Consider the following 13,596-nt stretch of genomic DNA (forward strand, 5'->3'; position numbering starts at 1 on the left):
GGTCTGCCGGGTTCCCGCTTTGAAGGAACTCTTCCTCTCCACCACGGACAACGCCGTGATTATGGAGAAGGTGGCCGGCGTCCCCGGCAGCGAGAAGTTCCTCTCCATGATGGAGGCCTATCGGGAGGAGTACGGCTTCAAGGCCATGTACACCCACGAGTTCATCTACAAGACCTGGTACGAGGACCCCACCCCTGTTTACGAGGCTGTCCGGGGTTATGTGGCCAACGACTATAACTTCAACACCGAGTATCAGGCCTGCATGGACTCCCAGAAGGCCGCCATCGACGGGCTTTATGCCCGGGTCAGCGACCCCGCTTTGCTGGCCGAGCTGAAATACGCCCTGGACCTCTGCGTCAAGATGGCCCCCCTCACCCCCGATCATCACTTCTACATCGACCAGGGCATCTACTCCCACATGCGCGTCGCCTTTGTCCAGATCGGCAAGGCCATGGTCCGGGCCGGCCTTCTGGAGGACGCCGAGGACATCTTCATGCTCAAGTACGACGAAATCCGCTGCGCCTGCACCTCTGACTATCCCGTCAAGGAGCTGGTGAAGACCCGCCGGGCCGAGATGGAGGCCGCGAAAAAGATCGCCCCCCAGGAGTGGTACGGCACCGTCACCGAGTGGCAGGTTTACAACGAGCCCTATAAATCCCTGTGGGGCTATCCCCAGAAGTTCGAGGCCGAGCAGCAGGAAAAAGAGACCAAGGCCGAGATCAGCAAGACCGTTCTAAAGGGCATCCCGGGCTGCCCCGGCGTGCAGGAGGGCGTGGCCCATCTGGTGTCCGACCCCTCCGAGCTGGACACCGTCAAGGAGGGTGAGATTCTGGTCTGCAAGATGACCAACCCCGCCTGGGTTGTCTCCTTCTCCAAGATTTCCGCCCTGGTCACCGACACCGGCGGAGCCCTCTCTCACCCCGCCGTGGTGGCCCGCGAGTTCGGCGTGCCCTGCGTCGTCGGCACCCGCCGCGCCACCCAGCTTATCAAGACCGGCGATAAGATTCGCGTCGACGGTTCCAAGGGCGTCGTAGAGGTCATTGGCTGATTTGTCTCACGCCGGCGCGGCGCACGGCCTGTCCGCGCGCCGCGTCCCACTTCTGTTGGAAAGGATTTATGTACCATGAATCAGTATCTTGCTTGGTTTGACGAGATTCCCGACGAAGAGCTTGCCCTGGCTGCCGGAGGCAAGGGCGCCAGCCTCTGCCGGATGTCCCGGGCGGGGCTCCCGGTGCCCGGAGGCTTCATTGTCCGCTCTGAGATGTTCAACGCCTATATGGAGGCCAACGGCCTCTGGGACTATGTGTTCGAGAAGCTGGAGACCATCGATTTTTCCAGTGAGGCCTCCCTGGTGGCCGTCTCGGCGGAAATCCGGCAGAAGATCATCAACTGTCCTGTTCCCCAGGAGATGGCGGAGGACATCGTGCGGCACTATATGCAGATCGGCAGCGGCCGGGAGCCGGTGGCCGTCCGTTCCAGCGGCACCGCCGAGGACCTGGACGACGCCAGCTTCGCCGGACAACAGGAAACCTTCCTCTTCGTCATCGGCAATGACGACGTGGTAAAGTTCATCAAAGAGTGCTGGGCCTCCCTGTATAACGACCGGGCCATTTTCTACCGCCGGGAGAAGAGATTCGACGAGCGGAGCATCTCCATTGCCGTGGTGGTCCAACGCATGGTCAGCGCCCAGAAGGCGGGCGTCATGTTCACCTCCAACCCCATCACAAACGACTATAACACCGTGGTGCTGGAGGCGGCCTGGGGCCTGGGGGAAGCCATCGTCTCCGGCATTGTCACGCCGGACAATCTCTGGATCGACAAAAAGACCGGCGAGGTCACCACCGAGTATATTTCGGAAAAGGAGACCATGGTGGTCCGGCTCAGCGAGCGGGGCGGCACCAAAGAGGAACCCGTCCCCGAGGAGCTGCGGGAGGCCCCGGTGCTGACCGACGCCGAGCGGAACCGCCTGGTGGACCTTGCCCGGAAGATTGAGGATTTCTACAAAAAGCCGGAGGACATTGAGTGGGCTATCATTGACGGCGAGGTCTTTCTCCTCCAGTCCCGCCCCATCACCACCATGAAATAATCATCAAAAAGGAGCAGTCATATGAGCACTTTTTCGGAACAGATCAGCAGCAACAAGGCGGTCCTCCGCTTTGACGTCGTCGGCGGCCCCAAGCGGACCGCTGTGGCGGAGGATATGTCCTTCCTGAATTACCGTCTGGGCTCCGTGGAGGTCTCCCACGAGATCACCAAGGAGACGCCCGATATTGTCTGGTATTACGACGAGGCCGTGAAGTCCATCCGTTATGAGAATAACCAGCTGATCCTCACCAGCTTCTGGGAAGAGGGCGAGCTGAACAAGATCATGGTCTCCATGCTGGCCAATGAGATGGACAAGGCGGGCCTCCATCCCTTCCACTCCTCCAGCGTCATCTACAAGGGCCACGGCATCCTGCTGGTGGGCGGCGAGAACAACCACGGCAAGTCCATGACACAGCTGGAGGGCTGCCGCCGGGGCGCGGAAATCTTCTCCACGGAGACCACGGTCATGGACCACGAGACCGGCATCGCCCTCTACGGTTCCAAGAACATCTACGTCCGCAAGCGGGCCAAGGGCACCGAGCGCTCCGACCTGGCCGACCAAGACGAGGGCGTCAAGATGTTCTTTGGAGACGAGCCGGAGATGCCCATGTGCTATGAGCCCAAGCAGATGACCCTGGCCGTCATGCCCTGTATCGACGGATGGTTCAAGACCGATGTGAAGAAGATGGGCCAGTTCGAGGCGTCCTATCAGAGCTATCACTCCATGATGAACTTCTTCGGGCTGAACCAGCTGCTGTGCGGCAAGTCCGGTCTGGCCATGCCCATCATCGACACCGACGCGCGGCGGCAGGACCGGGCGGCCTTCTGCGCCAAGTACGCCGCCGGACGGCCTTATTACATGATCCGGGCCAAGAGCCCCCAGCTGGTCTTTGATGAGATCGACAAGCTGATGGAAGAGCTGAAGATGGTCTGAGGCTTTTCTCCTATTAACAATTGAAACAACTTTGATAGAGGAGGACATGATCCTATGTTAAAAGTCGTTGGAATCGGGCAGAGCCACTGCGCGGACTATGACCACGCCGTCAGCTCCCCCGACATTGAAATTGAGCAGATCACACCGAATGTATACACCTTCACCGGCATCCGGGGCTGCGACCCCTCCATGGTCCTGACCAGCGAGGGCGCGGTGTTCATCGACACCGCCCAGTGGTTCACCCAGCTGGACCAGATGATCGAATTCGCCAAAGAGAAGTGCGGCGGCGTCAAGTACCTCATCAACACGGAATCCCACATTGACCATGTGTTTGGCAATCCCTACCTGAAAAAGGAGGGCGCCACCATCATTGCCCACGAAAAAGTGTTGGACGGATACTATAAGATTCCCCCCGCCTTCAATCAGACCACCTATGAATACAACCTGGACCTTTTGAAGCGGCAGGACCCCACCCAGACCGCCCGTCTGCTGCCGGAGGGCGAGGAGGAAATCGGAAAGCCCGACATCACCTTCACCGGCAAGCTGACGCTGAAGGTGGGCGATCACACCTTCGAGTGCTATCACACCCCCGGCCACTCCCCCGAGCAGACCAGCATCTACTGCCCCGAGGAGCGGGTGGCGTTTGTGGGCGACAACATCTTCAACGACTGCCAGATCTGGTTCCACAGCATTGACTTCGACGCGCTGTTCAAAAGCCTGGACTGGCTCCAGAGCCTGGACGTGGACTACATCGTTCCCGGTCACGGGCCGGTGCGGGGCAAAGAGTGCATCGCCGAAAACAAACAGTTTATCTACAACTGGCTCAGCGTGGTGGGAGACGCCATCATCAACAAGGGCTGGACAAAAGAGGAGTGCATTGAGAAGATCAACTTTGCCGGCCGCTGCCCCGTGGACATCGGCCAGTCCGACTGCATGGAGTATATCTCCACCAACAACGCCCGCATCGCTTACGACTATCTCGTCCGCAAGGGCAGTCTGTAACGGAGGGGTACTATGTCTGAACGTCCGGTTGCCATTATTGGCAAAGGCATGATCGGCATCAGCCTTGCCGTGCTCTTTACCGGCAACGGCATCCCCACCATTGTGCTGGCAAAGACCCGCGAGGTGGGGCTGGAGAAGTACCGTACCTACTACCGGGACCTGATTGCCCAGGGACTGGTAACGGAAAAGCAGGCCGCCGCCTGCGAAAAGCTGCTGTCCTTCACGGAGCATTACGCCGGGTTGAAAGACGCGGAGATCGTCTTCGAGTGCGTCACGGAGAAGCTGGAGGTCAAGTATGAGGTCTATGGGCAGATCGAGGCGTACTGTCCGGCGCTGAAAGCGATTGCTTCCACCACCTCCGCCATCTCTCCCGCCGATTTGGCCAAGGGGATAACGCAGCGGGAGAAGTTGATGGTCGCCCACCCCTACAACCCGCCCCATATGGTGCCCTGCGTGGAATTGGTGAAAAACGATTTCACCGACCAGGGGGCCATCGACGCCGTCACAGAGCTGCTGGAATCTTGCGGACGGGAGGTCTGCAAGATGAACCGGCCCGCCCCCGGCTTCATTGCCAACCGTCTCCAGCACGCGCTGTACCGGGAAGCCGTGTACATGGTGGAGCAGGGCATCTGCGGCCCGGAGGACATCGACAAGTGCATCCGCTCCAGCTGGGGTCCCCGGTATACCTCCATCGGCCTGTTTGACCACTTCGACTACGCGGGACTGGATTTGATCGCCAACATCGAAAGCTACCTCTACCCCGACCTGTGCGACACCAAGGCCGTGCACCCTTCTCTCCAGGAGCGCCTGGACCGGGGCGACCTGGGGTATAAAACCGGCGTGGGGTACTACGACTGGCGGGAGCGGGATATGGACGCTTTCCGAAAAAAGATCAGCGACCCGTATCTGCGGTTCTTTAATTGGAAGCTGCCGGACTGACCGGCCGCCAACGCCCTCATCATTTTAAAACGGGGATGTTTTTCGAACTCTTCTGCCGAAAAACATCCCCGTTTTATGCTGCATTCCTGGAAAGAAACACACTTTTTCAGAAGATAAGGACCCATGCTGCCGCATCAAAGCGTATGGATAAACCTCTCGACGCGATCCAGACCCTCCTTCAAATCCTCGTCGGAGTAGCAGTAGGAAAGGCGCATATACCCCTCGGTGCCAAAGTACACGCCGGGAATCAGGCCAACCAGCCCCTCCTTCAGCATCTTCTCACAGAAGGACAGGGAGTCCATGCCAAACTTTTGAATGTTGATGAACATGTAAAAGGCTCCCTCTGGCTCCTGGACCTCCAGACCCATGCCCGTCAGGCGCCGGTACACATAGTCCCGGCGTTTGCGGAAAAGCTCCGTCACGGGGGCGGTGTCGTACTCCAGGGCGGCGGCGCAGGCGGGCTGAACGAAGGCGGGGGCGGAGACCACCGAGTATTGGTGGAAAATCTGCATCCGGTCCCGGATGGGAGCGTCTGCCAGGCAGTAGCCCAGCCGCCAGCCGGTCATGGCGTAGGGCTTGGAGAAGCTCTGGATGACGATGATCCGGTCCCGCATGTCCTGGTACTCGGCAAAGCTGTGATAGCGGTCCGTATAGACCAGGGTCCGGTACACGTCGTCGCAGAGGACAAAGATGGGCTTGTCCTTCAAGATGTCGTGAATGGCGTCCAGGGTCTCCCGGGTGTAAATGCAGCCGGTGGGGTTGTTGGGAGAGGTAAGGACCATGGCCTTGGTTTTCGGTGTGATAGCGGCCCGCAGGGCGGCGGGGTCGATCTGGAAGCGGTGGTTCTGCGTGGGAAGCGCCACCGGCACGCCCCGGCAGAGCTGGGTAATGGACTCATAGAGGCTGAAGGCGGGAGTGGGAATGATGACCTCGTCGCCGGGATTCAGCACGGTGGACAGAGCGATGAACAGGCTCTCCGTGGCGCCGATGGTCAGAATGATCTCCTCGGGGGAATAGCGCAGGCCGTGGGCCCGCTCCTCAAATTTGGAAATGGCCTCCAGCATGTATGGATAGCCGTTGCCGGGAGGATAGTGGGTGTCGTTTCGGTCCAGGGCGGCCTTGGCGGCGTCTTTCACCACCTCCGGCGTGTTCTGGTCCGGTTCGCCGATGGTCAGGGCGCAGGCACCGGGGGTATCCCGCACCAGGAAAGTGAAACGGCGGATTCCGGACAGCTCCACGTTCTGTACGGCGCTGTTTAAAGTCAGGTCCATAGGGTTCACGCTCCTTATTAAAATACGAGATCAGTATATGCGCTGGAGCGAAGCTTGTCAACGCTTTAAAGTGAAAGTTTCTCTTGACCAGCCACAGCGGCGGGGAGAGCGCGGCGAAACGGGACCGCCTCTCGAACGCGGTTCGAAAGACGGTCCCGTTTGGATTTTGGTGCGGTCAGCCGCGGCGGTAGACCCGGCTGCTGCGGCAGAACATGCCGTCGCCGGCGGTGCTCCGGTTTTTCCGGGCGGCGGCTCTGCGCATACGGTCGAAGCTGGGCTCCAGCCCGGATTTATCCATATTGGAAGTGAGCGTCAGGCCGCCAAGGCAAGGGGCGCCGGCTTCATCAAAAATCTTCTGAAACATTCTGATAACCTCCTGTTCCACTGATCGCGGGAGAATGCCCGCTTGGGCTCCCGCAGCTCGGTTTGGGACTTCTCCGGCGGGTGCTCCCCGGAGATTGACGTCAGTATATCCTCTTCCAGCCCTTTCCGCAAGAAGCAAACTGGGCAAAGTTTCCGGACGCGCAGATGAGAAGTTATACGTTATGCACAAAAAATTTTTAATTTTTAGGTCATTGTCACCAAAGCCACCCCTTGTCTACTTAGCCGAGGGCTGGCTTTGGTACTGCCAAAACGGACCCAGGCTGGCAAACAGCTCGTTTGCCGGTCCGGGTCCGTTCATTCTCATCCCTGGAAGCTCTTTGCCACCTGGCAGAGAAGATCCGGGTAGTTGCTGATGATGCAGTCCACGCCCCGCGCCAGCATGTCCCGCATGTTTTCCTCGTCGTTGACGATCCAAGTGTTGACCTTCATGCCCCGCCCGTGGAACAGGTCCATGAGCTCCGGCTGGTATTGCAGCAGCATATAGCGGGGGTGCATATTGTCCGCGTTGCTTCGGGCGATATACTGCGCCATGTCCAGGAAGGGCTTATCGTAGAGCAGGCCCGTCTCTATCTCCGGGCAGAGCGTCTTGAAGCGCTGCATGGAGATGTGGTTGAAGGAAGAGACGAAAACCTGCTCCTCCATCTTGGCATCCCGAATCTCGGCGATGACCCGCTCCTCCAGCTCGGGGTAAAAGACCTCGTAATTCTTCAGCTCCATATTCAAAAGCAGTTTGGTCTCCTTGCAGAAGTCCAGCAGCTGGCGCAGGGTCCAGACGTGCTCCCCGGCGAACTCGGGGGACATCCACGCGCCGATATCCAGGGCAAGCATCTCCTCATAGGTCAGGTCCTTGATGAAGCCGGTTCCGTTGGAGGTGCGTTCCACCGACGCGTCGTGGAAGATCACCAGCTTGCCGTCTTTGGTGATGTGAACGTCGCTTTCAATCCCGTCGGCCTCGGTTTCTTCCACGACTTTGCGAAAGGCCAGGGGGCTGTTCTCCGGATACTTGCCGGAAAACCCGCGGTGCGCGAAAAGAAGCGTCTTTTTGGAGTCCATGTGATAACCTCGTTTCCTTTTCCCATTGCGGGAAACTGTTCCTTTTTTGGTGGATTCGACGGACAAAAAAGAGAAATGTTGGATATTTTACATATTACTTTTCCGGCGGATTTGTATTCTAATATACATATGTACATTCCCAACCGCCCGCGCCGCTGCGGCATGACGAAGGTGCGCCGGAGGTCCCCAGTGCGCCGGACAGAGGAGGACGCTTATCGTGGAAAAACTGGAACTGTTTATAGAGGCAATTCAGGATGCGCCGGTCATCGCCGCTGTTAAAAACGACGAGGGGCTGGAACGGGCTTTGGCCTCCGACAATACGGTGGTCTTTCTGCTCTATGGAACCATCCTGAACATTCAGGAGCTGGTCCGCCGGGTCAAGGAGGCGGGAAAGCTGGCCTTCATCCACATTGACCTGGTAGAGGGCATATCCGCAAAGGACATCTCCGCCGAGTACATCGCCAGCCGCACCCAGGCCGACGGTATCATATCCACCCACCCGAACCTGATCCGCCGGGCCCGGGAGCTGGGGCTGCTGACCATTCAGCGCTTCTTTATGCTGGACTCCCTGTCCTTTGCCAACGTTCTGCGCCAGAGCTCCAACGCCGACATTGTGGACGTGCTCCCCGGCGCCATCGCCAGCGTTATCAGCCACCTGGTGCAGGAGGTGCACCAGCCCCTGATCGCCAGCGGACTGCTGATGGAAAAGTCCGACGTGGTGGCCGCTCTCTCCGCCGGGGCGGCGGCGGTGTCCACCACCAGCGAACGGCTCTGGTCCGTGTAAGAGCGGCCAAATCCCGCCTTTACAGCCGGGCGACGCCGGAGGCACGGGCGGCCTCGGCCACGGCCTTGGCCACGGCGGGACCCACCCGCTTGTCGAAGGCCTTGGGAATGATGTAGTCGGCGGACAGCTCCTCGCCGGAGATCAGGCCGGCCAGGGCCTTGGCGGCGGCCATCTTCATCTCCTCGTTGATGTCGCTGGCCCGGACGTCGAAGGCGCCCCGGAACACGCCGGGAAAAGCCAGGACGTTGTTGATCTGGTTGGGGAAGTCGCTGCGGCCGGTGGAGACCACCGCCGCGCCGCCGGCTTTGGCCTCGTCGGGGAAAATCTCCGGCGTGGGGTTGGCGCAGGCGAAAACGATGGCGTCCTTGTTCATGGTTTTCACCATCTCGGTGGTGACGGTGCCCGGGGCGGAGACACCAATGAATACGTCCGCGCCCACCAGCGCGTCGGCCAGGGTGCCGGCCTTCTTCCCCAGGTTCGTCACCTGAGCCATCTCTTCCTTGATCCAGTTCAGGCCCTCCCGGCCCTGGTAGATGGCGCCCTTCCGGTCGCACATCACCACATCCCGGAAGCCCGCGGACAGCAGCAGCTTCACGATGGAGATGGCGGCGGCTCCCGCGCCGGAGGTGACCACCTTCACGTCTTCCTTCTTCTTGCCCACCACCTTCAGGGCGTTGGTCAGGCCCGCCAGCGTGATGATGGCGGTGCCGTGCTGGTCGTCGTGGAAGATGGGGATGTCGCATTTTTCCTTCAGCTTCCGCTCGATCTCAAAGCAGCGGGGGGCGGCGATGTCCTCCAGGTTGATGCCGCCAAAGGAGCCGGACATCAGATACACGGCGTTGACGAACTCGTCCACATCGTGGGTCTTCACGCAGAGCGGGAAGGCGTCCACGTTGCCGAAGGACTTGAAGAGCACGCATTTGCCCTCCATGACGGGCATGCCGGCCTCGGGGCCGATGTCGCCCAGGCCCAGAACGGCGGAGCCGTCGGTGATGACGGCGCAGAGGTTGTGCCGCCGGGTAAGCTCATAGCTCTTGCTGATATCCTTTTGAATCTCCAGGCAGGGCTGGGCCACGCCGGGGGTATAAGCGAGGCTCAGGTCGTCCTTGGTCTCCACGGGGACGGTGGCCACGACCTCGATCTTTCCCTTCCACTCGCTGTGGAGCCGCAGGGATTCCTTCGCGTAATCCATAAAACAGGTCCTCCTTCTTATTTCTGATCCTCAAAGGGGAAGTGATAGGGCAGGCCCAGCTTGTCCCGAATCTCCAGAATCTCCTTCTGGATGGTCTCGCCCACGGGCACGCCTTTGTCCTTGCGCTCCTGCCAGGCCAGCCACTCCTTTTCACCGGCGGTGTAGATGCGCTCCGCGCCGGGGGCCTTCTCCGAGGCCCGGAGTCCGCGGCAGATGTCGCCGGCGGTCTTTTTAAAGGTATCCAGACCCATGAAGAACTCGGGATTGATGACGAAGAAGAAGTGACCCAGGCGGTACATCTGATTGCTGCCGTCGGCGGCCTTGCCGTTGAGGTCCTTCAGGAAGGGTCCCCCGGCCAGGGCGGCGGAGAGAATCTCGACGATGGTGGTGAAGCCATAGCCCTTGTAGCCGCCGGTGGCCTCCCCCAGGCCGCCCAGGGACAAAAGCGCGCAGTTTCCGGCCCGCATTTCCTTGAGAATCTGGGCGGAATCGCTCATGGTGCCGCCGTCCTTGGTGACCACCAGACCCTCGGGAGTGGGCTTGCCGCTGCGGGCATAGAACTCGATCTTGCCGTTTTGGATGGTGGAGGTGGCGCAGTCAAAGTTGAAGGGGAACTCCTCGTCCGTGGGCATGGTAAAGGTGAGAGGGTTGGTGCCCATCATGGGCTCCACGCCCCAGGTGGGCGCCACGGAGGGCCGGGCGTTGGTGCCGGTGATGCCGATCATGCCGGCCTTTTCCGCCATGGTGGTCCAGTAGCCCGCGATGCCGTAATGGGTGGAGTTATACACCGCGCCGCCGGCCATGCCGTATTTGGCGGCCTTCTCAATCAGCCGCTCCATCATGTGGTAGCTGGCTACCATGCCCATGCCGTTGTTGGCGTCCATCACCACGGTGGTGGGGGTGTCCTTCACAATATCCATCTTGGTTTCCGGGAGCAGGGTCCCGTTGACGATACGGTCGATGTAGATGGGCTTGAAACGATTGCAGCCGTGGCTCTCAATCCCCCGGCGGTCGGACTCCAGCAGGACGTCGGCGCAAATTTTTGCGTCGTCCTCGGGCACGCCGTAGCCCTTGAATGCGTCGATGAGGAAGCTGTTCATCAGGTCCCAGGATACGTAAGGTCTTGTCTCCATGTGTACCAAACTCCTTTTACCAATTTTTGGACGCTAATATATGCAAAAAGAGCGCAATAACTACACCACACTGGCCAGTTATCGCACTCGTCTCACATACTCTGCTCGTAGCAAGCTGTCATCAGTGACTTGAGTATAACAGAGCATCCTGAGAATTGCAAGAGTCAATTTTCACGCCCAAAAGGGCGCTTGTACATTTTGCACGAAAGCCAGGCCCGGCAAGGGATACGGGCGTCTTCCCCCTCAAAAAGGCAGCTTGCGCAAACGTTTGCTTTATATTTTTTTGTGCAATACAGCGAGAACTGGCGTGCCCCTCGGTTCCAGGGACCGATATCCGCAGCAGGCGGACATATCCTTTGGGATTTATTGTATGGCAATACTGCGGATGACCGGCTGATTTTCAGGAGCAATGAAACCGTTGCCGTCTACCGGCTCCGCGTCCGCGCAAATGGCGTCCACAACCTCCATGCCCTCCGTTACATATCCAAACGCGGCATAGCTGCCGTCCAGAAACGTGCTGTCCTCGTGGACGATGAAGAATTGAGAGCTGGCACTGTTGTAGTCCTCTGCGCGGGCCATGGAGATCGCGCCCCGCGTGTGGGACAGGTTGTTTTCCACGCCGTTTTTACGAAATTCGCCCTGGATTGTCTGCTCGCTGCCGCCTCTTCCATTGCCGTCGGGGTCGCCGCCCTGGATCATGAAGCCCTCCATGATGCGATGGAATGTCAATCCGTCGTAAAAGCCCTCCCGCGCCAGCGATACGAAATTTTCCGTGGTCACAGGCGCCGCAGACGCGTCCAGTTCAACCGTAATGGAGCCATATCCGTCGATCTCTATGACCGCGGTGTAAGACCCCTCCGCCGTGTCTTCCGCGGCGGAGGCGCTTTCAGATTCCGGAGCTTCACGGCCGGTTTGCGGTTCCGTCTGTTCCGCCTGTTCCATCTGGCGCTCTCCGGAACAGCCGGTTCCCAAAAGCAGGGTCACACAGGCCAGAAACACCACGGCGCAAATTCTTTTTTTCATCATAACAAATCCTTTCCGCTGCCACCGTCCGGCTCTGCCCGCCGGCGAAGGTTTCTGCAAGCCGCCAGGCCCCGGCGAGCCGCGCCATGATGTTTCAAATCCTGGAGCGCGGCGCTGCGAGGCCGTCCTTTTTGGCGGCGTTTATCAGTATAGCACAGCGGATTCGCAAAGTCGAGCGGAATTTCCAAATAGGTGTGCAGGCCAAATCTGCTATGTTAATTCCACAACGACGCGATAACGGCGGTCAACGGCTTTGACGATTGGCTCATAGACCTCCTGTACCATTTTGACGGCAAGCGCGTCCGCAGCCTGCCCGTTTGCGGCGGTATCAAATTTCTCCTCCAACCGGGAACGCAGGTCCTGTTCAATGGCGGCATAGTCCGCCACGCTCAGCTTAATATCTCCCCGCGCCAGCAGGCTTTCCTCCACATCCTCTATGATGATACGGTTCGGGTCGATTTCAATGGCCTGCAAATAGGGGTGGTCAATTCGGATGGTGACCGTCCGCGCGCTGTGGTCCTCTATGACATTGGCGGCGGTCAGACGGTCCAGGTCTACAACAAAGTAGCCCGTTCCGGTATAGGACACATTCTGTGTCTTCTTCATGAAGCCGAAGTCGAGCTGTCTGATGAGGCGGTCCGTCAGCTTTATGGAAACCGTGCTGGTCTGCGTGCTGACGATCAGCTTTCGGGTCTCGCCCTGACCGGAGAGGATGACATCGGAGAAGCGGACCTCCACACCGCCGGAGCGAAGGGAAATCGAGTCCAGGTCCACTTCTTCAATGCCGTCGGAAACCTGCATATGTAAGGGACCATCGCCATGGAGCAGGCCCCGGAACACAACCGCCGCGAGCAGCACGGCGAGCACGGCGGCGGTGATATTCAAAAACGTCTGTTTCTTTTTCACGGCCGCTTTCCCCCCTCAGAAACAAACTCGGGTTCGAATTTGGGAGCAGGCTCCGGAGCGGCGCCGCTTCGCTCCCACGCGGGCGGCAGGGGAAACGCGATTTGAAACAACTCCCGCAAAATCCACTTGAGGATGAAGAACGTGAGCAGCGGCATGAGGCAGTTGGTCAGGATCAGGATGGCGATGGAATTCAAACATTTGCGGATGGTGTTCTGAAAGTGAAGCATCAAATCCGAAATGTCGCGGATGGCCGTCTGAAAGAGGTCCGACAATTTTTCGAACACGGTCTTATCCCCGGCTCCGCCCTCCATGGCTTCCTGGAGCTTGCCGGAACCGCCCGCTGTCTCTTCAATCGTATCGTTGACGTAGTCCGTGAGGTCGGACGCGACGATGCCGGCGATATGCGTGCTGCATGGGACGACGAACGCCGCCGCCAGAGCGAGAACGCAAAGCCGGACCGCCAGGCTTTTCAGGAGGCTTCTCCTGGTAACAAGGAACAGGCTCCCCGCAAAACAGGCCAATGGGATGAGGATCGCGAAGGCTGCCTTTATCCCATACCGAATCAGAATTTTTTCCAGGAACAGAACCACCAGGATCGCCACAAAATAGACGTTCATATCCGCCAGACTGTCCGCCAAAGGTGTTGCGAAGTCATCCGGCAGGGCGGAAATCGCCAAAGAGGCGGAAAGGGTGGCGGCGGAAAATTTCATCACGGTATTGCTGCTGTCCTCCACGCTTTCGAGGGAGTTCCTCACAAAATGGGACTCCGGAAGTTTGGCGGTGGCAACGAAAAACGAAAGCGCGGCGATCAGGGACAGCGATAGAATTTTAATGGCCAGCGCGGCATGCTTTGCAGATAACATATGGATTCCCTCCTTGTTCACGTGGGT

The 13,596-nt window shown here is 59.0% G+C and carries 14 protein-coding genes; 6 read left to right on the plus strand and 8 right to left on the minus strand.

The window, feature by feature from the left end:
- The 5 genes from QZ329_RS06750 to QZ329_RS06770 form a co-directional block, all read left to right on the plus strand.
- A partial coding sequence (locus QZ329_RS06750) for a PEP-utilizing enzyme (protein WP_295750081.1) occupies positions 1–1,048 on the plus strand: 1,048 nt, incomplete at its 5' end.
- Between the two features lie 75 nt (positions 1,049–1,123).
- On the plus strand, positions 1,124–2,086 hold the full coding sequence (locus tag QZ329_RS06755; protein ID WP_295750084.1) for a PEP/pyruvate-binding domain-containing protein: 963 nt from the start codon (positions 1,124–1,126) through the stop codon (positions 2,084–2,086).
- A 21-nt stretch (positions 2,087–2,107) separates the two neighbouring features.
- On the plus strand, positions 2,108–3,019 hold the full coding sequence (locus QZ329_RS06760; RefSeq protein WP_295750087.1) for a hypothetical protein: 912 nt from the start codon (positions 2,108–2,110) through the stop codon (positions 3,017–3,019).
- Between the two features lie 54 nt (positions 3,020–3,073).
- Positions 3,074–4,021 (plus strand): MBL fold metallo-hydrolase, encoded by a 948-nt coding sequence (locus QZ329_RS06765; RefSeq protein WP_295750090.1) that lies wholly within the window; start codon positions 3,074–3,076, stop codon positions 4,019–4,021.
- 12 nt (positions 4,022–4,033) lie between these two features.
- On the plus strand, positions 4,034–4,960 hold the full coding sequence (locus QZ329_RS06770) for a 3-hydroxyacyl-CoA dehydrogenase NAD-binding domain-containing protein (protein ID WP_295750093.1): 927 nt from the start codon (positions 4,034–4,036) through the stop codon (positions 4,958–4,960).
- Positions 4,961–5,094: 134 nt separating this feature from the next.
- Here the strand turns inward: QZ329_RS06770 and QZ329_RS06775 are convergent, their stop codons facing one another.
- From QZ329_RS06775 to QZ329_RS06785, 3 genes are all read right to left on the minus strand, one after another.
- Positions 5,095–6,231: an aminotransferase class I/II-fold pyridoxal phosphate-dependent enzyme gene (locus tag QZ329_RS06775; RefSeq protein ID WP_295750096.1), complete on the minus strand. Its 1,137-nt coding sequence runs from the start codon at positions 6,229–6,231 to the stop codon at positions 5,095–5,097.
- A 175-nt stretch (positions 6,232–6,406) separates the two neighbouring features.
- The gene (locus QZ329_RS06780) at positions 6,407–6,595 is read right to left on the minus strand and encodes a hypothetical protein (protein WP_295750099.1); all 189 of its coding nucleotides are present in this window, start codon (positions 6,593–6,595) and stop codon (positions 6,407–6,409) included.
- A 320-nt stretch (positions 6,596–6,915) separates the two neighbouring features.
- Positions 6,916–7,668 (minus strand): glycerophosphodiester phosphodiesterase, encoded by a 753-nt coding sequence (locus QZ329_RS06785; RefSeq protein WP_295750101.1) that lies wholly within the window; start codon positions 7,666–7,668, stop codon positions 6,916–6,918.
- Between the two features lie 217 nt (positions 7,669–7,885).
- Here QZ329_RS06785 and QZ329_RS06790 point away from each other — a divergent pair, with 217 nt between their 5' ends.
- The gene (locus QZ329_RS06790) at positions 7,886–8,452 is read left to right on the plus strand and encodes a glycerol-3-phosphate responsive antiterminator (protein ID WP_295750104.1); all 567 of its coding nucleotides are present in this window, start codon (positions 7,886–7,888) and stop codon (positions 8,450–8,452) included.
- A gap of 19 nt (positions 8,453–8,471) precedes the next feature.
- Here QZ329_RS06790 and QZ329_RS06795 read toward each other — a convergent pair whose 3' ends face one another.
- The 5 genes from QZ329_RS06795 to QZ329_RS06815 form a co-directional block, all read right to left on the minus strand.
- Positions 8,472–9,644, minus strand: a complete 1,173-nt coding sequence (locus QZ329_RS06795; protein ID WP_295750107.1) for a malic enzyme-like NAD(P)-binding protein — start codon at positions 9,642–9,644, stop codon at positions 8,472–8,474.
- 17 nt (positions 9,645–9,661) lie between these two features.
- Positions 9,662–10,777: an Ldh family oxidoreductase gene (locus tag QZ329_RS06800; protein WP_295750110.1), complete on the minus strand. Its 1,116-nt coding sequence runs from the start codon at positions 10,775–10,777 to the stop codon at positions 9,662–9,664.
- Between the two features lie 363 nt (positions 10,778–11,140).
- Positions 11,141–11,800 carry a peptidylprolyl isomerase gene (locus QZ329_RS06805; protein WP_295750113.1) on the minus strand — a complete coding sequence of 220 codons (660 nt, stop codon included), beginning with the start codon at positions 11,798–11,800 and terminating at the stop codon, positions 11,141–11,143.
- Positions 11,801–12,010: 210 nt separating this feature from the next.
- Positions 12,011–12,706, minus strand: a complete 696-nt coding sequence (locus tag QZ329_RS06810) for a DUF4230 domain-containing protein (RefSeq protein WP_295750115.1) — start codon at positions 12,704–12,706, stop codon at positions 12,011–12,013.
- Positions 12,703–13,569, minus strand: a complete 867-nt coding sequence (locus QZ329_RS06815; RefSeq protein ID WP_295750119.1) for a hypothetical protein — start codon at positions 13,567–13,569, stop codon at positions 12,703–12,705. The genes QZ329_RS06810 and QZ329_RS06815 overlap by 4 nt, the downstream gene beginning before the upstream one ends.
- Between the last annotated feature and the right edge of the window lie 27 nt (positions 13,570–13,596).

The organism is uncultured Oscillibacter sp., from assembly GCF_910579365.1.
In the GTDB taxonomy this organism is placed as follows: Bacteria; Bacillota; Clostridia; order Oscillospirales; family Oscillospiraceae; genus Oscillibacter.